The following is a 23,887-nucleotide window of genomic DNA, read 5'->3' as shown; positions in this document are numbered from 1 at the left end:
ATTTTACATTTATAAAAGTAGAAAGGTTGAGGATTAAATACTGAATTGTCATTGGTAATTTATACTTATTAATGGTTGATAATCATGAAAAAAGCCTGACCGAATGGCCAGGCTTTAGTAAAATTAAATTTATGAAAAACACTAATTGTTAATACGATTAAGCGCCGCCTTCTTCTTCCTCGGCTGGTTTTAAGGCAATCGTACCTTCGTAGAATAATTGCTTATTGGTGTAATACTCGCCTTTAAAGGTCCAGCCACGACGACCACCGGATACTTTACCGGAATTATAGCTACCCACTATTTCAATTCCTAAACCTTTACTGCCCAGTTGTAACTTAGTGCCATCTAATTCTTCTACAATTAAGATACAGGCTAAGTTTTTAACGCGGCGGGCAAAAACAGCGGCCGCCTTTTTATTTCCCGGGTGGAAGAATTCAATGGTGCCTTTTTGACTGCGACCATCACGCTCTCCCACAGCTTCCAGTTTATTTTCGCCGGAATCTAAGGTACCGTAAACTTCCGTGAAGCCTTTACCTGGTTTAAAGGTATGGCTACCATCGATGGTTACTTCATCGCCTTCAGCAGTAGTAGTTTTCGTGCCTTTTAAGGCTAAAAAATCCCGCTCTGGCGCAATGTACATGAGGGTTTTAAAACCACCATCGTTATCCTGGCCATCTGGACCAAATAAATCAAATAAATCTAATGCCATGATTTGTTTTCCTTTCTAACTAAATGGTGATTACTTGATTTCTTGAATGAGGCCTGAACCGCCGTGAATTAAAGATTTGACCAGGTCTTTATCTGATTTTAAATCCTCGGCCTGGTACTCTTTACCTTCAAATTGAAACTGCGCGGCCAACACCTGGTATTTCTTTTTGTCGTGTGATACGACCGGTAGAGGATTGCCTTTTTGCGCTTCCGCTAGATCTAATTGCTCCAGCTGCTCGGCAATAATTGAATCTTTAGCCGCTAGTTGCTCCCGAAGTAATTTTAATTCTTCTTCGGCCGATAGAGGCTGGTTTTGGGTATTATCCACTTTTATTATCTCCTTATTTTAGATATGAAACTTAGGTAAAGGATCCGGCCTTAAGAGGCCAGATCCTGATCGTTGGTGAACACAATTTCCGGCAGGATAAAGCCAACTCCGGACCACCAGTCAGAGTACATTTTGATCAAACGATCCACGTTTTCAATTTGCATGGCAGACTTGTTCTGGGTTTTCTTACCCAAATGGATGCCATTGCCTTTTGGTGTGCACCAGATTTTATTGGAGCCGATCATAGATGGCAAACCAATAATGGTGATGTTCGAGAAATCCACGGAGCCATTAGAACCTTTGTAATCGGTATCTTTCCCGTACAAGGCCCGGTAACCCCGGTGGAACCGGCGCTCTACGGATGGCTGCACGCAAAGCTGCATCGGAATGTGCTGGTAACGCAGGTTGATCGCGTCCACGAAAGTTTCAAACTGATCCACCAATACTTTATTGTCCGAAGACAAAGCACCGGTAACAATCGGGGTAATGCGGCCAGCCGTTACGTTATCGTTGATAGCTTTCCGGATACCGTTGATGGAAGTACCAGAAGCGCCAGCGGTGCCGGCAGTCGGCTCTACCCGAACACCTTTGTACACTTCATTCAACTCGTAATCTTCAATGGCCTGCGGAATTAACATTACTTCCACGAACCAGCGCACAAAAGGCCAGGTTTTCCGATCGATGCCATCCCCAGCTAAGAAACCTAACCAGGATGCTTCTAAATCATCTGGGTACTCCTGGGAGTCAATTTTCATTTTAAACTGCTGGATGCTCAAAGGTTTGAACTCAGCGGTACCAATCGGCGTCCAAGCTTTTTGAAAAGGCTGTAATACCCGGCCGATGGTAGCTTTAGCGGCCTGCCAAATAGTGTCATCGGTTTTAATAGGCGTTAAAACCGAATCCGTGACAGAAGAAATCATCAATAACTTAAACAGGCGGCTCAAGTTTTGCCCGTTGTTCAGGTAGTAAGCCCCAAATTCGGTTTTAATGTCTGCGATATTCATTTTAGATTAAATGAGGAGTGATTAATTGTTTTTAGTATGAGGTTGCGGGTATTAATTAAAGGCAGGGTTATTGGCCAGCGCCTGGTTGTGCGGCAGTGCATCGATGGCTTTTTGGTTTTCATCCTCGGCGGCTTCTTCTTCCATCTCCGTACCGGCTTTCGCAGATCCTGTTGAAGCAGCGCCATCGAGCGCACCTAAGCGAGTAACTTCGGAATTCGCGGTAGCTAAGTCAGCCGTAAGTTTGGTGTTGGCGGCTGTTAAAGTGTTGTTCTCGGTTTGTAACCGAGTGGCGTCACTTAAGCCCGTTTCAAAAGTGGTCAACTGCGCGGCAGTAATAAAACCGGCTGTATCGATGCCGGCAGCTTCCAGCTCTTCGTTCACCGCATCGAATTCTTCGGCGGTGATGTCTTCCGTTTTTTTGCCGGCCAGAGCGCTCAGCTTCGGAAATTTGTTTTTAGAAAATAAGCTCATTTCTTGGTTATGGATGGTGGATTGATTGCTGGAGGAGTGTTCCTGGGCGAGTTCCTGCGCCCGGCGAACGGCGTAATCAAAGTTTCCGATTTCATCGGCCAAGCCGACATCCACGATACTTTGACCGTAATACACTTTGCCCGTTAGGACATCTTCTTTCTTAAGATTTAATTTATCGCCCCGGTTTTCTTGGACGGCGGCCATAAAGGCTTCATTAATCGGATCCAGGCTTTCGGTCCGGAGCTTATCGTACTTGCCTTCTAAGGCCTGGTAGTAGCCTTCATTTTTATCTTTGGACTTGGTAGCGCGAATATTATGCGTGGCAATGCCGATCTTCTTATAATATTCTTCGAAGCTAGCCAAGGAGATCATGGTACCAATGCTGCCGACCCCGGCCGTTTTACCGGCTGCCACAATTAGATTGGCGCCGGATCCGGACCAGTAACCAGCCGAACACATGGATTCAGCAAAGGCTACCAAGGGTTTTTGCGTTTGCTGGATGATGGAAGCAAAAGCTTCGGTACCATCCACGGTACCACCCGGCGTATTGAATCGCACCAGATGAGCGCCAATATTCGGGTGAGCATCCGCTTCCTTAATGCGCTGGCCCAGCGTGCTGGTACCAGGAGAACCGCAGTAATCGTTGCGCATCATCGAACCGGAAACCGTCGTTACTGCAATGGATCCTGCCGGCGCATCGTCGTAGCTGCTGTAGCTCATCAAACTGGCCCGGCCGGCCGAGGCATGCCCGACTAAGGCTACCTCGTATTGCCATCCTTTTTTCTTCTTGTCTTTGGGCTCCTCCTCCAGCTGAGCCGTAGGGCCCTGCTCCAGCATTTTTAAAACCAGGGGCAGTAATCCTTCGGCGGCGAGGGGGTCTATCAGCCAGGGTTGGGAGAGGACAGCGGAAAGTATGCGGTTGACTTGCATCGGTGCGTAATAGTTCGATGCAAAGATTAAGTCAGGATCAGGCTACTGAAAGGACAAAAAAACACCTCCTGATCAGAAGGTGTTTTTTGAAATCTTATCTAAAAAGTGTAGCCGATTTTCTGGACCAGTAATTCCCAATTCTTCCCGGCTTGGTAATAGGCCTCCGAGCTGGCGCTAGTAGTGCCGTATTTAGTATTTAAGGCCGTTAAATATTTTTTATCCGGGTTTGTAAGGCGGCATCATTGGGCCACAATCCGGAGGCCAATCGGGCACGCGAATCAAACAAGTCGTACAGCACCGGATCACTGATCGGCTTGCCATTGTCCAGTTTGGGAAATACCGAAGTGTTTTCGGTATAAAACAACATTCCGTTGATGGCCTTTTTAATCGAAGATCCACCAGGTGAAACGTAGTTCGCCAGGTCCATGCCTAAGTATTGCGCTAATTGGCATAATTGCAACCAACCGGTTAAATTTTTACAACTATACGTCCAGGGCCGGGTTCGGCTAAGTTCTAAAGGTTGGTCACAAAAGGTTTCGCTCACCCCATTGGTTCCGGTCCGGGTAACGACCTCAAATTGCCGCGAGATCAACCCTTTGGTGGAGCCTACATCTTTCACGTACTTGTTTATGTGGTCAATGGCCCATTGTTTTTTCCCGGTAAGAACCGCAAACGTGCAAACTTGTAAAGTATACAGGGTACGAATGTTATTATAGTTGTAATAAATACCCGAGGAGGAAGTAGGATCCCACAGTTTTTTCCAGTGGATGTAATTTTCTACGTCCGTAGTAGCGGGTTTAGAAGTAAATTCTTTGGTCATATAGCCCCAGAAATCGGTAATCCACTGCAACATGGCCGTTTCAAAAACATCGTCGAGGGCGGAAGCTCCGCGAATCCGCAGTAATTGGAAGCTATCCGCGATGTCGGTCAGTACTTCGGTGGCCACAAAGCCGGAACTGGAGCCGTAACCTTTCCAATCAACATTTCCCTTTATTACCTCGATAAATTTAGAATGCGGCATCATGCCGGTCGTGGTACTGGTAAAAAAGGATTTTAACAGAGCCACCGCCTTATTGGCGTAAGATTGATCGCTGGAATAGTAAAAATAAACCCCTAAAGTTAAAACATCGGCGGCTATTTGTTGAATGTAGCCGGCATCTTTATAAATGCTCGTTTCGGGATTTACAATGCCATCTCTCTTTACATAAGGTTCTCCGTTGCCCACAATAGCTCCCGCTTCATTGTAAGATTTGGATGAGTCGTAGGTACCCGTAGTAGTATTTACCCGGCGTGGCCACCAATAAGGCGGCAACGTATAGGCGTTGCGCTTGGTGGTACTCAGACCATAGTTAATAGCTGAATTATTGTAGGTGTCCGGCTTTAAGGTTAGATTATAATTTATCCGGGTTAAGGTATTTGAGCTGAGCGTACTCACCTTGGGGCTGTTGTTGCCAATTCGTGCTTTTAAAGCCGCTAAGGCAGTAACGTATTCCGGATAACTAGCCGTTGGTGGGCTAGCGGTGGTTTCTTTCAGGCGCTTATATTTCAAAGCCATATCCGCCAGATCCAACGTGAAAGTAGAATATTCTTCTTCCGGTGGTTGGGTACCCCCCACGTTTATGGTTAAATAAAATGGGTCGGAAACAATGTTATAAATATCTTTAACCACTAAACTAGCCTTCCTGGTGGCCACCACCGTATAGGTATGCGTGGTGGTCGGGGTAGTAGTGGTAGCCGTTACACCATCACCGAAATCCCATTGGTATTCTTTGAGGTCCGCATTATTGGTTCCGGAACTACCTGTGCCATCAAAAGCTACCACCAGCGGAGCATTGCCCGATTTAGGCGAAGCCGTCATGTTGGCTACGGCTTCGATAATCCGGGCAATGGTGTTGGAGGCTAACCGGATCCGGTAACTTTGCTGCAATACTCCCATAAATTAAATAATGGTTATGCTTTGCGTAACCCAGTCCGAACTGGTATAGCCACTCTTGGTGGCTCGCATGCGGTAGATGTAAGTTTTACCGGTATCCAAAGTCGCGTTGGCGTTACCTACCACCGGACCATTATCCACTTTCGGATTAGCCAGGTTGGTGGAAGAATCCACCGTGGGGGCCGTTCCCGTAGCCGAAGTAGGCCGGATAATTTGAAGCGTACAACCGGAGATACCCGAGGAGGTAGCGTAATTGTTATAGGAAATAGTGACCTGGTGCGGCCCGGTTTGCTGCAGGCCAAAGCCAGTTACATTGGGTAATTTGGTTACGGGTGCCGGTGGCGGAGTTGGGGTGCCGAAAGGCTTTAAATCAATGAAAAATAAACTTTTAAATTTTTCCACAAACCATAAATCCCAGGAATTAGCTCCGGTGGAAGGAGTAGGCGTAGCGGGGGGAGCAATGGTCGTGGTGCCGTTTTTAAAAGTTACCGCTTCCGTTCCAACCACTTTTTTAACTTTAATGCCTACTCCAGGTTCGCCTTCTTCTAAGTCATCTAACTGAATCGTTAGATTATTACCGTTTAATTCGACGTAGCCGTACGGCTTTAACGGATCGTAAACCAAAGTAATGACGTTCGCCACGGGAGCCGGTAGATCCAGGAAGTTGGAAACAACGGCATCTTGCTTTTTGTCCAGCTCGGTTTTAGTGGCGGTGGAAATTGGTTTGTTTAAGTCGGAAGTATTATCCAATTGATCCAAACCTAAGTTAGTTTTAGTGGTTGCCGGTAAATCAGTTATTCGTTGATTAACACTGGCAATTCCCTCTGCCAGGGAGGTAAGATCGGTGCTAATTCCTGATGCTGCTGTTTCGGCCGCAGTCTTGGCAGTTTCCGCAGCTGTCTTCGCGGTGCCTGCTGCTGTAGCAGAGTTATTAGCATTGGTGGCAGCTGTTTCCGCACTGGTCTTCGCATTGCCGGCCGCAGTCGCGGAGCTGGCCGCATTGGTAGCGGCAGTACCAGCCGTAGTTGCCGAGCCAGCTGCATTGGTAGCCGAAGTAGAAGCTTCTGAAGCCTTAGTAGTAGCTGTTGTGGCTGATGTACTAGCATTCGAAGCAGAAGTGCTAGCCGCAGTAGCAGAGCTGGCTGCCTCGGAAGCTTTGGTGGTAGCAGTACTAGCCGAGGTACTAGCTGCGGTGGCCGAATTAGCGGCATTGCTGGCTGAGGTAGCTGCTTCTGATGCCTTGGTGGTAGAAGTACTCGCCGCATTGCCAGCGGTAGTGGCAGAAGTAGAAGCCTCCGAAGCTTTTGTCGTAGCCGTAGAAGCAGCCCCACTGGCCGATGTAGCAGAGGTAGCTGCTTCGGAAGCCTTGGTGGTAGCGGTTGTAGCCGAATTAGCTGCTGCCGTGGCCGATGAGTTAGCATTAGTAGCAGCCGCTTCTGCATTTGTTTCGGCCGTCTCGGCATTAGCCTCAGCGGTTTCAGCGGCAACTCTCGCGTTCTCAGCCAAAGTTTTCGCCTGATTAACTTGCGTAAGCGAAGGGAAAGCAAAGAGCAGTTCCGCTTGGGGTGTTTCCGGTAGTTGCACGGGTGGATCAATTAAAAGTTAAAGGGGTCAATTTTAAGCGGCTTGGTATAAACGCTGTGGTTTGGTCACAAATTCTTTTCCCCATTGTGCACTGAAAAGCATGGTGCCGGGGTTATTATTATTGCTGGTATCTTCTACCGTGGTGCCGGTTTGTTCTAGCCATAAATACTCGGCTACCAGGTTATCAGAATAACGGTAGTACCTGGATTTTTCGAGTTCGCTGACGGTCATGGAACGTTGGTATTGCCGGATTACTGCGAGTTTTCCGTAAAAAGGGTTCTTCGTCGTACTGTTCCGAGCTCCCGCAAACCAGTTAGCGGTATTGGCTACGGGTAAAGCTACTCCTGTCTTGGAGTGAAAACTATTGCCCAGGTAACCGTTTAAATCCATCGCCGATCCACCGGCTTGTAGCTTGGCGCTGAATCCAAAGGGAGTCCAGACACCTTTGGTGATAGCTGTGGTAGTTAGGCGGTTAGCCGTTACGTTTGAGGTGCCCATCTGGAGGAAAGCGCCGGAGGAGCCTTTGGTGATAGTAAAATAATTATTCGTGGTGCCTTTTTCCAGAATGGTGCCGCCAGAAGTAAGGGGATCATTCGGATCAATCCAAATCCAGCCGGTTGCTGTGTAATCGCCGGTATAACCCGCCCATAAAGCCGAATGATTGACCTGCATCATTTGCGACACTCCGTCCGCCTGCATGTAACGGCGCAAGATCTGGTTCGTTTGACCGAGAATACCTAAGTGCATGTATCAATAATTAATTATGGTATGGTGGTAAACCGGACCGGTTGGATTTAAGCACTCAATATCAATGCGGTTATTCCTCGCCGGATCGTATTCTCCATCTCCGATTAAAGTGGAACCGGAAATAGTCGGTATACCTGCTCCAGAAGCTAAAATAGTAGCCGTCCATAGAAATTCCGGGTTACTGAAAGTGTAGGTTACGTTACTGCTATTACTAACAGTAGCTACACTGGTATTCGCGTGGTCAATGGTTTGACTGGTGTTCGTCGTTAAAGTAGTGGGAGCCGGCGCTGCTTTCCCAAACAACTGCCGGTAAGCGGCTTTGCTCGGCATTATTTCCGGTAACTAACGCGCAGCCATTCCCCGCTTAAAGGGGCCGTCGCCATGGTAATACTCGTACCTGAAATAGTGTAATCGATACCCCCTGGCAACTGCAAAATACCGTTCAGGTACACGTGCTCCGAACCGGATACGGGGGTATTGGCTAACGTAAAAGCGGTGTTGGAGCCATTAATGGAACCGGAAGGCGTTTCCCGGTCCACCATGTTGGCTGCAGTCAGGCCGCTGGTCGGATCTTTGGTGTAGGTGATAGCGGTCGTACCCAAGGTGCCGCCGTCGTTAACCGGCGAAAAGAACCGGGAGTCCCCGTGTACCGCACCCTCATTGACGGATACCAGAGAGCCAGGAAATTCGTTCCAGGCGTCTGAATTGGGGGCTCGTACCAAAGGCACGGCAGAACCCTTAAATAAATAAATACCGTTCTGACTCTGGGTTGTATTCTGCCAGACCAGCAGAAGTTCGTCTACCGCCATCGTAACGGTGTCAAAAACAGCGGTACCCGGATTACTGATGTTCACGTTGCCCGTGGTGGCGGCTCGCACGTTGCGGTACTTGTAAGCCGAACTCAGTCCGGCAATCAAGCTGTCCACGTACGTTTTATTCGTCGCATCCCCGGTATTAGTAGGCGTACCCACGTTCTGAATTTTGTTATTATTCATGTCGTGGGTACCGGTAGCTAGCACCGAACCGTCGCGTTTAAAGAATTCGGTTCCGTCGGCTAACTTACTGGTTTCAATATTGGCCCCGGCCGCAATTTTTGGGGCGGTTATCTGCCCATCTTCGATTTGTCTAGTTCTAATTCCCATAATTATAATTTCTCGTAATTAATTTTTAAATCTTCTCCTGTTTGGGGTGAAAAGGTTAGTTGAATATCCTGGTTGTTGAATAACTGATAGTCAGTTACTATTTTCTGTAATAAGCCATTCACATATAATTTAAATTTGGAGGGGTTAAAGGGGTAAGCGGAATGGAATAAAGCGTTACTGCCATTAATATTACCGATAGGGGTTTCATTCCACACTTGGGAGGAAGAGGTTTTTATACTTTCATTATTCAAATACAAGCCATCCAGCCGGATTTCCATATTGGATTCCTGACCCGAGCTAGCATCCCGCACCAGAAAACGTAAGCCGTTACCGATCGGAAAATCTGGGATCGGGTGGCTAGGCAGGCTGGAACCTAGCTGGATTTTGACCTGGGATCCGGTGCCGTTCACTAAATCATCAATTTCTGTTTCCAGGATAACAGTCGCTTTTTCCGGGCTAGTACGGGTAATAAGGGCGCCGCCGCCTACATGATGCGTGGTAACATCTCCCTCCTCGGTCTGTATAAGCCTTTGGCGCAAAGTAGACATTTCACCCGTGCCTTCTTCTTGAGTTATGCCATTTCGAATATTATTAAAGCCCGTTATTTCGCCATCGTAATCGGAGTATTCTAAGTTTGTGCCGGGTAAATTCTTGATTGCGGAAGCATCCAACCGATCATCACCCGTTAAAGTTTGTAGCGAATTCCGAATTTCAATAGCTGTTAAATTACCGTTTACCCCGATTTGCTCCACGCGCCACTGGCTATTCGGTGCCAGGCTGGGAGCCAGGCGAGTTTCCAAATCCTGGGTGTTAGGCGTATTTTTAAGCGTGACAAGGCTGCGGTTACCATCTACCACGGCTTGCAAAATCTTAGGCTCTACGCCGTACTGATAAGGAGTATTGGGATCATATTCGGGAATGCCATAAAAAATGTCTCCTCCGGTCCCAGGAGTACTAGCGCCGACCCAATAATCTACTTCTGCCTTGAGCCAGGTAGCCGGCGAAGAAATCGTAATTTTTTTACCGTTCAGCGCATAAACCGGCCGGTACATGCCTTCGGAAGTAAATACCCGGATTTTGAAGATACCATTGGCCGAGTAAGGGGGTACGGCTACCGGGGTGTACCTCAGTGATAGGAAAGCAGTAAAGCTAAAGGATTCGGTATACAACGCTAAAGATTGCCCACCACCGGTAGTCGGATCGTTTTTATTGACGAAAGTATCGGCCGCATCTTGCGTAAATTCCTGCAGGTCTACTTCTTCTATTTCCCCGTTTGTATTGGGTTTAAAGCGAGGAATCCATTTTAATGCCCATTCATTATTAGTTGCGAATTGTGTCATGATAAAATTCTAAAACCGTAACTAAAGCCCGAAAGAATCTGGAAGCGGCCACCCGCGGGTACCAGGGCGATTAGCTCCCCGTTGCCTTTTTCAAAGCGCACAAAGCCGGATGGTTCCGAAGTAGGATCCAGGACTTGATCTGTCACCGTCAAGGCGCCGGAGTAAAACAATGCCGGCAGTAAGCTCTCGGCTTTTAAGCTGACCGTGGATCCATTGCGGCCATCGGGTGAGTCCTGGGTGGAAAATTTACTTTCAAACTTTAACCCGTACTCGGGCCCTCCGGAGAGGCGCATAAAACCATTATGGTCCCGGTGCAGCACCAGGTAGCGGCGCTGCGTGTTCATTTCGAACAAGGTTTCCGCTAACTCCGGCGTTTCGCGGGGCAGGAAACCTTTGATCTCGTGCGGATAAATGGTGCCGCGCCGGTCTTGCTTCGTGGGCTGGGAGTAGCCGGCTGTTTTAGCGGTAAAAACCAGCATGCCCCAGGTAGCGCCGGGTTTGAGCACGATATCGCCGATCAGGCGCAAACCCTGGCGTTTAGGAAACTGGGTAAAATCAATATTGTCCCAGTCGGTGTAGAAACACACCGCCAGGCCGCCCAGGTTATCTTCCGCAATCTGCTCAATGTTTTTCATGCTGACATTACTCCAAACAAAGGTAATTGGGGAGTAAGGCGTTAGATAGGACGAGAAATAAGGCTATTTCCAAAGAAAGGGTTTAGCCGGCAACAATTATCTAATAGCTTTCGTAAGTGCAAATCAAAAAAAGAAAAGCTAGCGGAAAGCTAGCTTTAAAACCCTCTTCAAAAAGTAGTCTTTTTACGGGACATTTGCGGAACCATTAAGCGGCCGATTTTACAACCTTTTTTATTTTTTTACGTGAGCCGAGCAAATTAAGGGCGCAAAGGTACGGTAATATTTCTACTACTTTGATTGGTACTATTCCCTGTTCCGTTTGTTCATTACGGTAGCGCTGTTAAGCTTTCTTAATGGTTTCGAATTTTATATCCGTCTCATCAAAATTATACTTGGCCATAAAGGCTTCAATGGCATAACGTTGCTCAACGCCGTGCGCTTCCATATTCTCAATATAGCTGCAGTATTCCTGGTAAATTAAGTCTTCTACCAGTTTATGCCACTCGATGGTAAGGGAATCATCCAGGTTGCGGCAACCCCGCTTCCAGAAATTTTTGGGAGAAACCTCGATGGGGTAAGTAGCGGTATATTGTTTCAGGCGTTGGGTAGCCCGGCTCTCCGTGGATGGCCGGCGCAGCATTTGAAACAACACAATGCCAATAGCATCCCGCTTGCTAATGATGTATAAACTGCCGTAACGTTTGACCAGGTACTTTTGAACATAAGATTTTACCGGTAAGTGTAAGGTAATATTCTTTTCTTTCTTTTTTACTTCTTTATTAACAGGTACTGTAACCTGAGCCGTAGGTGTGATCTGCATATATCCTGGTCTTGAATATACTAAAATTACGCCAGACCAGGTGCTGTATAAAGGACGTTTGCTCTCTAAAAATTCAACATCTACTATTTTAATTAAATACCCTAAAATTAAAGACCAGCTACAATTCTTCCACCAACGAAAAAACCTAAGGTAAATAGATTTGTGGGGTCGTCAGTTGCCACAACTACATCCATACAGCCGTTTTTGGGTACAATGGATATAAGTTCTACTCGCTGAAAAGAAAGGTTAAGGCCCAGTTGCTTTTGAATAGCGATTGAAGTTTTCTGATCAACATTTAAAATATATTGAGCCATAGTTGTAGTTTATAGTTCTTTAATAATTTGTACTACTCCGATTATGAAAGAAGAAATTAAAAGGATTATGATACTAATGAAAATAATGGCAGCTGCTATCATGCGAAAACTGTTTAATAGATCTTTTAAAAATTCAGTTAGTTTCATCTAGTTTTCATTAGGAATAAATTTGCTAATAGAATAGCCTATATGATGTAGCGCCTGTATTAGTTCTACAACTAGACTGGTTTTGGGAGTAGTGTTTAAGTAAGTGTAAACATTCTCCTCACCCTCTGCGGCATAGAATAAGGCTGTTTGCAACGCGTTATATTGTTCAGAATATTCGCCATCGAACATTATGGAAAGAGAGGGTAGTGGCTTCCATTGATCAGCATATTCTTCCATTGCTTTAAGCCTGGATTCATGAGGACAGACCTTTGTACCATCTGATAAAGTTGTGGTGTATTTATTGAGTACTTCTTCTGCTGTTTTCATCAAAGTTGTTTAAAATTCAATAATGTGGTCATAATTCAAGCTCTTTTGCTGAACCTGGCCCAAGAGCTGGAGCAGCAGGCCGTCGCTACCTTCGTAACAAATGCAAACCCGAATGGCCAGGATCTCTTCAAGCGAAAAGGCAAAAGAAAATTCAAGTTTCTTGCGTCGGTTACAAGTGTGACAGGCCAACAGCAGCCGGCTTTTCAACCTCCACAAATGGTTTATGCTTAGAACCTGCTCCACGCTTACCCGGCCGGCGAAACTTTCCGCATCTAAGACGAAATTATCATCAATCCAACTATCAATAGCTAGCACTAAGGCGCGAGCCCCCAGTTTACTGATTACTATTTTTTCCCTTACTGCTAACATTACACGTGGCCCTCTTCTAAAATTTTAAAGTCCCGACCTTTAGTGCGTTCACAAAGCCGGTAATATTTAATTTTACTCTCCAGGCTCTGCCTGAACTGGAGCAGAGCCTGATAGCCGGATGCATCACTGTTAAAGGAAAACCAGGTGAATTTGGTAAAGCCGACGCCATCTTTGGTAAACTGCATTTCCCGGAAAATAACCCATAGCCACCATTTGCTATTTTTGCTGATTTCACTTACAGTATCCTTGGAGGTTCCAGGTAGCGGTCTTGGCGGTGCAGAATTGGTCAGTAAATCATTAAAATCTTTGTATCCTTTATAAATCTCACTGTGGTTGGTAAAACCAATTTCATTTTCCTGGCATTTTTCTTTAATAAATTCGGTGGCTTGAAGGCCGGACTGGTCATTATCCAGGAAGGAATATACATGAGGCTGGGAGAGTATAATTGGTAAAGCAGCCTTCAACATCCGGGTGGAATTTAAAATAAGGATATCGTACTTTAACGAGGTAGTTTTCCAATAAGTCAAAGCCGATAAATAATCCATAAAGCCTTCAAATACCGCTAACCCTGGCCAGGATCCTTTGAGAAAAGTGACATCCTTTTTCGAGCCGATGAAGCTTTGAAAATTGTACGTGCGCACCTCGTAGCCACCGGCATTATTTTTAAAGCCAAGGCCATAGTAAATTTTATTTTTGCCGGCCAGCTGGTAGTATACCTGGTGCAAGAGATCGGAGCAACCGGAGAGTAGATCCAGGTTAATGGCTCGGCTCCGGAGGTATTTCAGAAGGATGGCATGTTCGACTGGTCCGGCCTGCAGTAAAGTAAGAGTGCTTTTGTATTCTCGTTCAGCCGGCGCCACGGCCGCGACTTTTGTTAGTTTGGAGCCGAGTAGTGCGGGATTATGGATGGCCTGCTGCAGGAATTCCACAGCTACCGGAAACTCTATCTCGTAGAGCCGGCTTACCAGATCAATCACGTCTCCTCCTACACCACCGCCCTCAAAACCATGGTCAAACCAGCAGTTTTTTCTTTCATTGACCGTAAAGCTGGGCGTTTTTTCCGGGTTCCGGATAGGAGAAATATAGTATTGCTCCCCTCCGGATTTAAACTGGGGAAATATGTTTATCGAACTCAAAATTTTAACGATGGAAAGGGCTTTAATATCGGTTAAATCGGGTTTTTGCGGATTCATAAGCTTATTCGTGTTCTTAAAATAATGCAATACAGTACCTTCGGGCAATTTTTTCGCCCGGAATATTACCATTTGACTCGCCGGCGCTACCTCCGTGGCCGCCGCAGCCTGGCCCCGCCTGTTTTTTTTTCAGCGGAACCAATAAATTTTAGTTCTGTGGATTAGCTTGTGGATAAGTAAGCCCAAAATCGACGTTCTTATTATTCATATATTATATGAATAGTTCTTATAAGAACAAATATGAGACTTTCTGTCCGATCAGCTAAAAATCAACCGCCCAGAGCATTTTTTAATGAAAATTTGAGGCGGAGTGCTTCTGTTTTTTGTGCAATCGTAGCCGTAAAATCCGGCGCTGGTGCGCTCATTACGGATGATTGGGGGTGGAATGCCACTTCTCTCGCATCGAACGCCAGCAGGGCTTCGTTTAGCATTAACTGCAAGCCATTACCTACCCGTACCTTCGCCTGAATTATTCCTAAATCGATCAGCTTTTGGATGTGGCGCTGGATGGTGCGCACGTGGTTGTTGGATACCTTGGCCAGGCTGGTGTTCGTCGTCCGGAAGGCCCGGACGACGCGACTGGTTTTCTTGAGGCCAGCCATAAAAAGGCGGTAGATATGAAAGGCCGTGCTGTTCACGTTTCCCTTGATGGCCCGGCGAACCTGGCCATTGCGGATCTGAGGTGGGAGCTGATCCACCAGCTCCTTGATATTCTTAAGCGTACGTTCAAAATTTATTTTAAAAATGGTTTGCTTTTTCGTGCTCATAAATTTAATTCTATAATCAGTTTAACTTCGGTTAATTGCGGCCAAACATTCCTCTTTGGCCCGGACTAATAAGTCTAATTTTTCAGATGTGATATTGCCGAGGGCTCCCTGAGCAGTTTTTAGCTGGTCTCGGTAAGCCTTTTTGATTTCCGCTTCCGTCGCACATGGTTTTATTTTGAGAATTTCCCAGCCGGTTAAACCCGTGCCTCTTTCCGGTAAGGCTTTGAAATTGGTGGTAGCCGATCGGAAGGCCTGCGCTCCGCCATGGCGCTCAATCGTGCGCAGCGACTCAATAATGTAGCGGATGGCCTGCATGTTGTCCCAGATTGTATCGTACTCATCGCAGGGCACGACCCACTGTTCGCCGGCGCGGTTGAAGTACACGGCCACACCGGTATCTTCCTGGTGGCCTATGGTTTTAGTAGAATATGGCTGGCCATTTTTCATCAACGGGGCGTTGGAGCTGATCACGACATTGTCGGCTTTCCATTTGCGAAGCTCCTCGAGAATGCCATCCCGGGCTTTGGCAATGGTTAAAGCAAAGAACAGCGAACGCCGCGGCTCTTCGGTCCGGGGGTAGCCCAGGGGCCACATGAGCGGAAATGGTTTGATTTCGCTCATGCTACCTGCTCCAGTTCGTTTGCTTCTGCATCGTAAGCTCGGATCCGGGCTTGCAAATCCAGGTAAGTTTTTAAGAAAATTGCCTTGGCATCCGCCCATGGCAGCGGCCGGATTTCAATTTTCATCGGGGGAGGGAAGTCCTGGCACCAGGCTTCGCTTAGATCCCAGGCCATCAGATCCCGGCCTTCCGTAACCAGGAGCGTTCTATCGGCTAGCTTAATTTTAAACTGGGTAATAACGGGTGGGGGTAACTTGAATTTTAAAGTGATGACCTGCATTAAGCCTTCTTCGATGACATGGAAGCCTTGAATAATTCTTTTCAAAGGAGTGGCAATATCCGGCAGGTAGGCTTCGGCAGCATCGTGCATCAGGCCGGCCATGGCCAGCAGCGGATTCTGATACATTTCCAGCAGTAAATAAGCAACCCGGACGCTGTGCTCCGCCACCGAGTAAAACTGATTCGTCTGGCCGGAAAAGCGGCACTTCATGGCCAGGCCATGGGCAATGTCTTCTAATTCGATTTGATCAGCTCTAGGCTCCAGTAATTCCACTTGGAGACCCGAATAAGTCTTTATGAAACACATGATTTAGCAGGATTTAAGTTGAAAAGAGTAGGCAGCTCCGGCTTGCGCGGGAAATAAGAAGGCAGCAAACTTTCTGGTACCACGAAAAAATCATCATGCCGCATTTGGTACTTTGCCCCGCAGCTGCATTGTATATCCAAATCGGCATCCTCCAGGGCATAGTACTGCTTATAAGTTAACGCGCGGGTATGCTGCTCCTGGCATCGGGTTTTGATGCATTGAAAATCATATTTAAGCGAGGTGGTATTCGTATCAAAATGATACTCTTCTCCGAGGGTGGCCACTGGTAACTGGCCGGCCGACTTGGCGTAATGCTCCCGGGCCTTTAGTATTTGGCCTAAATCACCAAAGGTGAGCGGCCGACCATTTAAGGTATTTGCGCTGTTGTTTTGCATAACTTAAGAGTTAAAAAGAGGTTGTTGAAGAGACTTTGTTATATGTCGAATCTCCTGGAGCTTTTTAGAGGCCAACTGGCGAAGAGCATTAATTCTGGATCTTTTCTGACTGATGTCAGTATGCTCGTCGCCGTAAACTTTACCTTTGGCCATGCGCGTTAAAATGCCCAAAATTTGCTCATGTAGCTCACATTCTTCTAACTTCAAAGAAGCCACGTGCTCCCGCAGCTCCTTCAACTTATCGTGCTTGTTCATAGTAATTGGGTTTTAGGTGCCCTTCGATAAACACAGGTTTTTTCATCCAACCAAACGGGCACTTTATCCTGGTTTTTCTGCCTAAAATATTCCTGACGCTCCAGGTAAGTCATCGACTTTAGTTTTTCTACCAAGCTAATTTTGGGAGGTGCTTCTTGCTTTTGAACCTGGCGAGCTTTCGCAATGGATTTTACCAGGCGCTTAAGTCCTTTATCTTCCACCGCAGTATGATTTGAAAGCGACTTTACCTGAGATTTAAGTTTTAAAGCAGCTTTGTGCGCTTTGCGTTCTGCTCTTTCTGCTGCCTTTTTTTGCTTAGCTTCCTCTTTTTCCTTGAAGGCCGGATCTAAACAAAGCATAGCTAACTTGATCTGTTTTTTTCGCTCTTGTTTTCTTTTCAGGATAAGAGCCTCCTTCTCGGCCGCTTTTACTTTGGCTTTATGACAGGCACTTAAGTATTTTCTTTTGGGAGCTGGAGCCAGATCAGGTTTTACCGGAGGTCGCGGGATATAACCTTTATTACGCAAAGCATTCACCGCTTTGGTAATGCATTCCAGATTATTTGGGGCGGCATTCATGGTATCCTTGTTGCGGAATACTACAATATGCCCTTCCGGCACTGGTCCGTATGCCTTTATGTAATTATGAATATGTAAGGGTTGCCAAGTACCATCACTAAGTTTTATCCATCGGTAAGGCACACCTCTTTGATCATTTCGGATGGTGATGGTTCCTACTGGTTTTAGATTAATTGCTTGCTGACCTTTCTTGAATTCGGTTTGTGGCGACAGGTGTCTACCTTTAAGTTGATCAGCATTGGTAGGGCGGTGGCCGATTTTGTAGCAACCGGTATTGTATTTGAGGAAAATGGCTCTTTGTTCTTCCGGAGTTCTTTTTAAACCTAATCGCCAGGCAGTATTGGCGATAGCTCCCGTTTTCCGTTTAAGCTTTTTAGCTATAACTGAGTAAGATTTTACCCGGTAATTGTCTCGTAAATACTGCTCATCTTCCGGCGACAGCTTACCCGTCTTATAGTTATTTGATTCCATGCGCAGATAGGAAGGTATTTTGGTGAAAAATAAAATTTAACTTACTGGAGGTCCTTAGCTTCTTGCTGCACTTCTAATAAGCAGTGTTCACACTCCAGATCGCAGGCATCAAAAGTCGCCTGGTCAATCACGCCAGATTTTAAATCTTCCGCCAAAGTCGTGCGAATATCCATGAATAGCTTCTCCATGCCATCCGCGATCATTTTGTAATAATTTTGTTTTGATTTCATGAGGTTAAAATTTGAGTGTCTTGGGTAATTAAACCCAGCGCACAGTTGACTAAAATTTGATAATAAGCGGGAGTGATCCGGTGCTCTTCCCACGTTTTTAAAATTCGGTTGGCCATGTATTTATCTTTAAAGCCGTAGACCCTGTAAGTATCGGGTTCGTCTTCCGGATGGCGGTTCAGCTCAATGATCAGCAATCTGTCCGGCGCCCGGATCATGACGGCCTTTTTATTATCCTGCTTAAAAAAATAATGCACTTCCTGACTCATAGGCTTTCCGTTTAAAGGTGAGAAGGAAAAAAGTGCCGGAACACTGACGCGGTTCCGGTTAACGGCTTGCTTTTAGTGGCTACTCCTTTTCACCACTGGGGACACCTATAAAGCGCTTGCATTACCCATGTATGCTACCAGGGCCGGATTCGAACCGGCACTTGTGAGGAGCCTTATTAATACCCTGTTGGTATTAAGTCACTTTTTAAGGATGCTGGCTGGTGCTTAAATCCCTGACCTCACTTGAATGACAATTGCTCAAGCGTATATCCAATTCCGCCACCTGGTAATCCACCGGTCTTTCCCGATTGTCTTTTCTTCCTACTGCCGGCAATCACTCACCTGGCTAGGAGCTCTTTGGTAATCCTTAGTAGCGGGAGGTGGACTCGAACCACCGACCTCTGGGTTATGAGCCCAGCGAGCTGCCTTCTGCTCCATCCCGCGTTAGATTGTTGTAATGTAGCCGTCTCCACCCTATAAGAGACCTTGGCTGCGGATGTAGTTTCTATCTATGCATAGGCTTGGGGGCTTTCGTGGAAGATCGGCGCATACCGAACCTTTCGGCAATGCGGCTAGGATCATTCATTTCCTGATCCAGGGTGCGCGGGGGCAACGGAAAGTTTACTAGGTTCTCCGGAGTGGTACCCAGGAGCACGGCCAGCTGGAGCAGAATGGTGGCCGGAATATCTTTTTTAGATTCTTTCGGCAGATTAAAGAAGGTGGTTAGCTGACGGCCGGAAAGTTTGGTTTTCTCGGCTAGTTTCATCCGGTAAATCTTCTGTTCATCCGGCGATGGTGCCACCTTCGCCATTTGTGCCCACAGCTTGTATTTAAATTCCGTAGCCATATATAATAAAAAATATTTTTTTTATAATTATTAGGTAACAAATGATATAAATATTGTATATATGTATATATAAATTAATTATATATCTAATTGGCCTTGTTTAAATGATGGATTATCTACTTTTCGCTCGAGCTCTTTTACACTAGGAATTTTATTAATTGGCTCTTTAAGTAGATCCTGAAGCCTACAATCAAAGATTTGGCACCAAAAGACTACTTCAGAAACGGGAGGATTAACCCGGTTTAAAGCATTGTAAAAACTACTTTTATTACCCCCCAATTGGTTGGAAAACTGTGTGCGAATGATACGCTGTTGATCCAGATTACACTTATCAAATCTGTCACGCTGGTTTAGCGCTAGATTAGAAGCTTGCTTTTTGCGGTTTTCAGTTATGGCAAAAGCTTTTCTGCCAGACTTTTTTTGCTTCTGGTTTAACATTTTATAATACGGTTTAAGTATATTGGACTAGATTATTAAACAAGTGTACGAATGTTTTGCACAAATGGCAAGCACTTTTGTATAAAAGTTTTGCACTTATGTTTAAGTATTTGATAATCAACAACAAAAATATTGATGCTATTAGGCTTAAAAATTAAAAAGGCTATTGAGGATGCAAGAACATCACCTGAGCAAGTAGCTGCGCATGCTGAGATGAGTTTAACTAACCTTTATAAAATTTATAAAAGGGATTCTATAGATAGCAAATACCTGGTTAAGATTGCGGAAGCAACTAATAAGAGTGTTGACTTCTTTCTATATGATGATGATGAACCACGAAGTGGAAATCAAGTTAGGGGAATTGGAAATGCTATAGGAGCAATTACTAATCAAAAAATAAATACTGGACCTGGTAAAAAGGATGTGGACACAGCTGTAGAGGAATCAGTTATTATCAACCAGCTTACTCAACAACTGGAAGCTTGTGCGGATAAAGTAAAAAGCTTACAAAATGAAATAGCCTTGAAGGATCAGATCATTAATCTGAAGGATCAATTACTCGAACAAGCAAAAAAGTAGCCTAAAAAGACTATTAGTTAGAATTTGTTATGGTAAATGATCAACACCACATAGCCGATTTTCTCTTGAAGCTTTTAAATGAGCAAGGCAAGCCTATTAACATGGATCAATTAGATTATTATGCGGGCCAAAATGGTATAAAAGGCTTTACCATGTACAGAGCCTGTGAATATCTAGTCAAGGAAGGATTATTGCGATTTCAGGATAGTGATAAGTACTTAGTGGGACTTACCCAAGAAGGTGTGCAAGCTGCTAAAGATGGAATAAATAAGTATTTTGAAGATAAAAAACGAGATGGTAAAGGTAATTACGTTTCAGGCCACAATGTAATTTATAACACTGGGGATCTAAATACAAATACCATTAATGATCACCCATCTCTACGGGAACGTCCGGCTGAAAACCCTAAGGAATATCCAGAGCAAAAAAGTCCCAAGCAGCCGCAAATAACTAAAACAATATCTGGATTAGAGAATATATCTAAGATCATTACTGCAATTGTTGGAGCGATTACCATATTATATACAATTTTTAAAGATTGGTTATCTAAAAAATGAAACATGCATTTAAAATTAACAATACCCCCGATGTTGCTGGGCATATTCCTTAACTGCTAAGTAAGATTCTTCATTAGTGTATCCATTATTTAACATGAAACCAAATTCTTCATCAAAGTTTTTCAAAGGCTCTCCTATTTTGCTTTCGAGGGTAGTACCATGAGGTAATGTGGAGTTTTTTGCCTCAATACGCAATGACTTAAATTTAGATTTTATTGAAGAAGGTCTTAAAAGCAGAATATCCAGCAAATTTTGAAAGAAAGTTGTACAGGGCTGTTTTTCTCTGGTTAGAGGTGATAAAGTAAAGCTATAATCTTTAAGACCAATTGAGGAGACATTGGTGTAAACTATTTTTAAAGTAATACTCGAACCGGCCAATTTATCAAGTGAACTCAACAAAGATTCCCATTCTTGTGATGATAGGTTATCTCTGGCTTCACCTGGATAAATAGTTATATTCTTCTTGAATTTGGATTTTAAAGTTTCCTGCCTTACCTGCTCAGTTTTCATTAAAGGAAGTATTTTAAAAGTTGTAACAAAAATGAACCTGGTGCCTGCAAGCTAGTCAGACAACCTTAATGGTAAAAGGTATACCCTGGAAAGTAAAACGAATATAGCTGTTTTCATCAACGAAGCGCTCGATTTCGGCTTCATTAATCTGCATATTGATTTCTGAAAAACCTTCTTTGATAGTGTATACCAACCAGCTCTGAAATGATGGGAATGCTGGAAAAATATCTTGAACAGGTTGTATTAAATCACATTTATAAACAGGAGTTTCCATAACAATTTTTATAAAAATATAAATATTCGAATCACCTTACAAATTTAGCCTATGTAACATCCATATTTAATTACCTGACTTGGCTATAAGCCAATTTGACTCAAATACCCATTCAGAATAAACCAATCAGAATATTACCAAACTAATGTCTAGTACAGTACCACTTATTGCAATTCATGGCATCGGCAATGCCGGAAACAACATCCAAAATCAAAAAATATACAGTGCTCCGCTTTAGGCACAGAATGCGCAAGTTCGGCAAACAATATAGATGATTCTGAATATATAAGCAAAAAATTTTTGATAGATAATGAAAATTTAAAAAAAGAGATTGCCTTGAAGGATATCATTATCGCTTTACAGAACGAATTAATTAATCAACTCAGAGATGGAAAATAATTATTCCCGCACTAAACTGCTTCAAACGGCTTTGGAGCATTCAGACAAAACCATGGAGGATTTAGAAGAAAGGTTAAACATGTCCTATCTGGATATCTACCATAATCTGGATTCAGTGGATCCTAAATCCTTTAAAGTCATCAATGCCGTTGCTGATGCTCTGGGTATTCCGGCTGCTTACTTTTGGGCAGGTATGTATTACGATGAGAACGGTAAGCTAGTGCCTAATCATCCGGAAGGAACGGAAGACTGGGAGGTTCCAGACAAATAATCCCGATTAACCCGGAATTTCTGCCGACAGATTTGCCGACACTTTTTAATTTATAAATCCCCATTTTACTTAAAAATACTCACCAGAAAAGTGCCTTAGAAGTGGTTTAAACGCATTTTTCTATATTGGGCAACGGGTTCAAATCCCGCCACTCCGACAAACAAAAAGGCCTTAAACAAGTTGTTTAAGGCCTTTTTGTTTGTCATTCTTGTTTGCTCAGCTTTTATGTCAAAATTCAAAAATGAATTCAAGAAATTTGGTTACTCATACCTTTTGACCAGTAATTATCTTGCAATAATGATGTAATTATATGTTAGTTAAAATTCATATATTGAATGCTAATGGCTGTGAAATTAGAATAATAGAAGAAGTAGAATCTCTTAACTACTTGTAGCAAATGCTCACAGCTACTTTGCCGATTTTTTATGGCATTTAACTGAATTAACTGCCTTATAGATAAATGCAATATTTTACTTAACTAAAATAAAGGTTAAAAATTGGTATACAATAGATTGTTTACAGTAACATTAGTATTTTAATATGACGATTCATGATTTATATTCTAAGAGGAACAAGGGGTTACCGGATGTATTTACTTATGATGTAATAAGCGATAAAATCAAAGTTCAGATTCAATATATATGGGATGATTTCTTTGAGCAATTAACTAAAGAATTAAGGGAGGTTATATGGCAAGGTATTAGGATAATTCTGCTTAAAGAACATGGAAAAAGAGAATTGCCATCTAAGTATGTTAATTATACAGATACTTATGATATACAGGTAAGAACCTATTTAGATTGGAGTACAGATGTTGAAGTCTGCCTTGATATAATTGAACTAGTATTTAAATTTATTAATAATGTGCCTACTATTCTTAAAAATGGTGGATATTATTCAACTAAACTTAGTTATAGCCCAGAACATGCAATTGAACATCTTAATACTAGATTCTTAGAAAATGGCTTAGGGTATGAATTCCGTGAAAATATAATAATAAGATCTGATAACAAACTTTTACATAAGGAAATAATTATTCCAACTTTACATTTCTTGTCCTCTGCAAAATATCAGAATGCCAATGAAGAGTATTTAAGTGCACATAAGCACTTCCGTCATAGACGTACTAAGGAGTGTTTGAATGATAGTTTAAAAGCTTTAGAATCAACCTTAAAAGTTATATGTAAACTTAACGGGTGGAAGTCAGAAAAGGGTGAAACAGCCAAGCATTTACTCGACCTTTGTTTCCAAAAAAATCTGATTCCAGCCTATTTGGCTAATCATTTTGCAGGTCTAAGATCTAGTTTGGAAAGTGGAGTGCCCACCTTGAGAAATAAACTAGGTGGCCATGGCCAAGGAACAGAGAAAATAGAGGTTCCCATGCATTTTGCAAGTTATATAATGTATCTCTCAGGTACTTCAATAAATTTTTTGATTTCCTGCCAGCAGAAATTTGAGTCAGCCTCATCATTAAATTTAAAAGACTAAACCTAAATCAAGAGTAATTTAGATTTTATAGTTGTGGCAGCTACTTAGCAATTTTATGTGCCTGGTACTTTGTGATTAGTAGTACCAATACAGCAAAGTCTTTCTGTGCCACTTGTTTCCGCATTATCCAAGCATTTTAACTAAAAATAGCTTATAAAAGATGTCTTTAAATCATTTAAAAGTTTTTTTTAATAAACGTCAGGTTCAAATTCCACCACTATTTTTAAAGCATAGTCTATCAGAATTTTGAAATTATATTTCTTGTTCATCATTGAAGCGAAAAGTCCTCTTATAAACATTGTAAGCACCAGAAAATTTGCCTAATCTTAAAGTAAATTCTAATTAATACTTTTTAAAATAGCTAT

At 43.8% G+C, this 23,887-nt stretch carries 32 protein-coding genes and 1 tRNA gene; 4 read left to right on the top strand and 29 right to left on the bottom strand.

The genetic code is table 11. From position 1 onward, the window contains the following. Positions 1-157: 157 nt before the first annotated feature. The 27 genes from AHMF7605_RS10460 to AHMF7605_RS10325 form a co-directional block, all read right to left on the bottom strand. Complete coding sequence (locus AHMF7605_RS10460; protein ID WP_106929016.1) at positions 158-709, bottom strand: hypothetical protein; 552 nt, start codon at positions 707-709, stop codon at positions 158-160. A 30-nt stretch (positions 710-739) separates the two neighbouring features. Next, positions 740-1,036, bottom strand: a complete 297-nt coding sequence (locus AHMF7605_RS10455; RefSeq protein ID WP_106929015.1) for a hypothetical protein — start codon at positions 1,034-1,036, stop codon at positions 740-742. 50 nt (positions 1,037-1,086) lie between these two features. After that, positions 1,087-2,040, bottom strand: coding sequence for a hypothetical protein (locus AHMF7605_RS10450; protein ID WP_106929012.1), 954 nt, complete (start codon positions 2,038-2,040; stop codon positions 1,087-1,089). A 51-nt stretch (positions 2,041-2,091) separates the two neighbouring features. Next, positions 2,092-3,441 carry a S49 family peptidase gene (locus AHMF7605_RS10445; RefSeq protein WP_106929010.1) on the bottom strand — a complete coding sequence of 450 codons (1,350 nt, stop codon included), beginning with the start codon at positions 3,439-3,441 and terminating at the stop codon, positions 2,092-2,094. Positions 3,442-3,646: 205 nt separating this feature from the next. Beyond that, on the bottom strand, positions 3,647-5,377 hold the full coding sequence (locus AHMF7605_RS10440; protein ID WP_106929008.1) for an alginate lyase family protein: 1,731 nt from the start codon (positions 5,375-5,377) through the stop codon (positions 3,647-3,649). Between the two features lie 3 nt (positions 5,378-5,380). Next, positions 5,381-6,958, bottom strand: a complete 1,578-nt coding sequence (locus tag AHMF7605_RS29470; protein ID WP_146153564.1) for a hypothetical protein — start codon at positions 6,956-6,958, stop codon at positions 5,381-5,383. A 33-nt stretch (positions 6,959-6,991) separates the two neighbouring features. Then, positions 6,992-7,705 (bottom strand): hypothetical protein, encoded by a 714-nt coding sequence (locus tag AHMF7605_RS10425; RefSeq protein ID WP_106929004.1) that lies wholly within the window; start codon positions 7,703-7,705, stop codon positions 6,992-6,994. Positions 7,706-7,708: 3 nt separating this feature from the next. Further along, complete coding sequence (locus tag AHMF7605_RS10420; protein ID WP_106929002.1) at positions 7,709-8,035, bottom strand: hypothetical protein; 327 nt, start codon at positions 8,033-8,035, stop codon at positions 7,709-7,711. After that, on the bottom strand, positions 8,035-8,847 hold the full coding sequence (locus AHMF7605_RS10415; RefSeq protein WP_106929000.1) for a hypothetical protein: 813 nt from the start codon (positions 8,845-8,847) through the stop codon (positions 8,035-8,037). Before AHMF7605_RS10415 ends, AHMF7605_RS10420 begins: the two co-directional genes overlap by 1 nt. Positions 8,848-8,849: 2 nt before the next feature. After that, positions 8,850-10,187: a hypothetical protein gene (locus AHMF7605_RS10410; RefSeq protein ID WP_106928997.1), complete on the bottom strand. Its 1,338-nt coding sequence runs from the start codon at positions 10,185-10,187 to the stop codon at positions 8,850-8,852. Next, the gene (locus tag AHMF7605_RS10405; protein ID WP_106928995.1) at positions 10,184-10,822 is read right to left on the bottom strand and encodes a hypothetical protein; all 639 of its coding nucleotides are present in this window, start codon (positions 10,820-10,822) and stop codon (positions 10,184-10,186) included. Before AHMF7605_RS10405 ends, AHMF7605_RS10410 begins: the two co-directional genes overlap by 4 nt. 340 nt (positions 10,823-11,162) lie before the next feature. Further along, positions 11,163-11,642 (bottom strand): hypothetical protein, encoded by a 480-nt coding sequence (locus tag AHMF7605_RS10400; RefSeq protein ID WP_106928992.1) that lies wholly within the window; start codon positions 11,640-11,642, stop codon positions 11,163-11,165. 107 nt (positions 11,643-11,749) lie between these two features. After that, on the bottom strand, positions 11,750-11,956 hold the full coding sequence (locus AHMF7605_RS10395) for a hypothetical protein (protein ID WP_106928990.1): 207 nt from the start codon (positions 11,954-11,956) through the stop codon (positions 11,750-11,752). 147 nt (positions 11,957-12,103) lie between these two features. Next, complete coding sequence (locus tag AHMF7605_RS10390; protein ID WP_106928988.1) at positions 12,104-12,430, bottom strand: hypothetical protein; 327 nt, start codon at positions 12,428-12,430, stop codon at positions 12,104-12,106. Positions 12,431-12,439: 9 nt separating this feature from the next. Beyond that, the gene (locus AHMF7605_RS10385) at positions 12,440-12,799 is read right to left on the bottom strand and encodes a hypothetical protein (RefSeq protein ID WP_106928986.1); all 360 of its coding nucleotides are present in this window, start codon (positions 12,797-12,799) and stop codon (positions 12,440-12,442) included. Beyond that, positions 12,799-13,992 carry a toprim domain-containing protein gene (locus AHMF7605_RS10380; RefSeq protein ID WP_158267487.1) on the bottom strand — a complete coding sequence of 398 codons (1,194 nt, stop codon included), beginning with the start codon at positions 13,990-13,992 and terminating at the stop codon, positions 12,799-12,801. The genes AHMF7605_RS10385 and AHMF7605_RS10380 overlap by 1 nt, the downstream gene beginning before the upstream one ends. Positions 13,993-14,261: 269 nt before the next feature. Further along, entirely contained in the window at positions 14,262-14,759 is a 498-nt protein-coding gene (locus AHMF7605_RS10375) for a helix-turn-helix domain-containing protein (RefSeq protein WP_106928982.1), read from the bottom strand. A gap of 21 nt (positions 14,760-14,780) precedes the next feature. Then, positions 14,781-15,380: a J domain-containing protein gene (locus AHMF7605_RS10370; protein WP_106928980.1), complete on the bottom strand. Its 600-nt coding sequence runs from the start codon at positions 15,378-15,380 to the stop codon at positions 14,781-14,783. Further along, positions 15,377-15,964, bottom strand: a complete 588-nt coding sequence (locus tag AHMF7605_RS10365; protein ID WP_106928978.1) for an HD domain-containing protein — start codon at positions 15,962-15,964, stop codon at positions 15,377-15,379. Before AHMF7605_RS10365 ends, AHMF7605_RS10370 begins: the two co-directional genes overlap by 4 nt. Then, positions 15,952-16,359 (bottom strand): hypothetical protein, encoded by a 408-nt coding sequence (locus AHMF7605_RS10360; protein ID WP_106928977.1) that lies wholly within the window; start codon positions 16,357-16,359, stop codon positions 15,952-15,954. The genes AHMF7605_RS10365 and AHMF7605_RS10360 overlap by 13 nt, the downstream gene beginning before the upstream one ends. Positions 16,360-16,362: 3 nt before the next feature. Further along, complete coding sequence (locus tag AHMF7605_RS10355) at positions 16,363-16,614, bottom strand: hypothetical protein (RefSeq protein ID WP_106928975.1); 252 nt, start codon at positions 16,612-16,614, stop codon at positions 16,363-16,365. Beyond that, positions 16,611-17,663, bottom strand: coding sequence for an HNH endonuclease signature motif containing protein (locus AHMF7605_RS10350; protein WP_106928973.1), 1,053 nt, complete (start codon positions 17,661-17,663; stop codon positions 16,611-16,613). Before AHMF7605_RS10350 ends, AHMF7605_RS10355 begins: the two co-directional genes overlap by 4 nt. Positions 17,664-17,704: 41 nt before the next feature. Then, positions 17,705-17,893 (bottom strand): hypothetical protein, encoded by a 189-nt coding sequence (locus AHMF7605_RS10345; RefSeq protein WP_106928971.1) that lies wholly within the window; start codon positions 17,891-17,893, stop codon positions 17,705-17,707. Next, entirely contained in the window at positions 17,890-18,159 is a 270-nt protein-coding gene (locus tag AHMF7605_RS10340) for a hypothetical protein (protein ID WP_106928968.1), read from the bottom strand. The genes AHMF7605_RS10345 and AHMF7605_RS10340 overlap by 4 nt, the downstream gene beginning before the upstream one ends. Positions 18,160-18,530: 371 nt before the next feature. Then, positions 18,531-18,603, bottom strand: a tRNA-Met gene (locus AHMF7605_RS10335). Between the two features lie 61 nt (positions 18,604-18,664). Continuing rightward, entirely contained in the window at positions 18,665-19,006 is a 342-nt protein-coding gene (locus tag AHMF7605_RS10330) for a hypothetical protein (protein ID WP_106928966.1), read from the bottom strand. A 78-nt stretch (positions 19,007-19,084) separates the two neighbouring features. Then, positions 19,085-19,444 (bottom strand): hypothetical protein, encoded by a 360-nt coding sequence (locus AHMF7605_RS10325; protein ID WP_106928964.1) that lies wholly within the window; start codon positions 19,442-19,444, stop codon positions 19,085-19,087. A gap of 132 nt (positions 19,445-19,576) precedes the next feature. Here AHMF7605_RS10325 and AHMF7605_RS10320 point away from each other — a divergent pair, with 132 nt between their 5' ends. Together AHMF7605_RS10320 and AHMF7605_RS10315 are read left to right on the top strand one after the other, a co-directional pair. After that, complete coding sequence (locus tag AHMF7605_RS10320) at positions 19,577-20,023, top strand: bacteriophage CI repressor (protein WP_146153563.1); 447 nt, start codon at positions 19,577-19,579, stop codon at positions 20,021-20,023. Between the two features lie 29 nt (positions 20,024-20,052). Continuing rightward, a complete protein-coding gene (locus AHMF7605_RS10315; protein WP_106928960.1) occupies positions 20,053-20,580 on the top strand; it encodes a hypothetical protein in 528 nt (175 codons plus the stop codon). A 15-nt stretch (positions 20,581-20,595) separates the two neighbouring features. On the opposite strand, the gene AHMF7605_RS10310 is transcribed toward AHMF7605_RS10315, so the two are convergent. Further along, positions 20,596-21,090, bottom strand: coding sequence for a hypothetical protein (locus tag AHMF7605_RS10310; RefSeq protein WP_106928958.1), 495 nt, complete (start codon positions 21,088-21,090; stop codon positions 20,596-20,598). Positions 21,091-21,145: 55 nt separating this feature from the next. Continuing rightward, a complete protein-coding gene (locus tag AHMF7605_RS10305; protein ID WP_106928956.1) occupies positions 21,146-21,364 on the bottom strand; it encodes a hypothetical protein in 219 nt (72 codons plus the stop codon). Positions 21,365-21,752: 388 nt separating this feature from the next. Here AHMF7605_RS10305 and AHMF7605_RS10300 point away from each other — a divergent pair, with 388 nt between their 5' ends. Together AHMF7605_RS10300 and AHMF7605_RS10295 are read left to right on the top strand one after the other, a co-directional pair. Beyond that, complete coding sequence (locus tag AHMF7605_RS10300; protein WP_106928954.1) at positions 21,753-22,034, top strand: helix-turn-helix domain-containing protein; 282 nt, start codon at positions 21,753-21,755, stop codon at positions 22,032-22,034. Positions 22,035-22,574: 540 nt separating this feature from the next. Next, positions 22,575-23,522 (top strand): STM4504/CBY_0614 family protein, encoded by a 948-nt coding sequence (locus AHMF7605_RS10295; RefSeq protein WP_106928952.1) that lies wholly within the window; start codon positions 22,575-22,577, stop codon positions 23,520-23,522. Positions 23,523-23,887: the final 365 nt, after the last annotated feature.

Origin of the sequence: Adhaeribacter arboris, from assembly GCF_003023845.1 — a bacterium.
GTDB lineage: Bacteria > Bacteroidota > Bacteroidia > Cytophagales > Hymenobacteraceae > Adhaeribacter > Adhaeribacter arboris.
The sequence above is the reverse complement of the archived record's forward strand: the minus strand, read 5'-3'. Positions and strand labels throughout refer to the sequence as shown.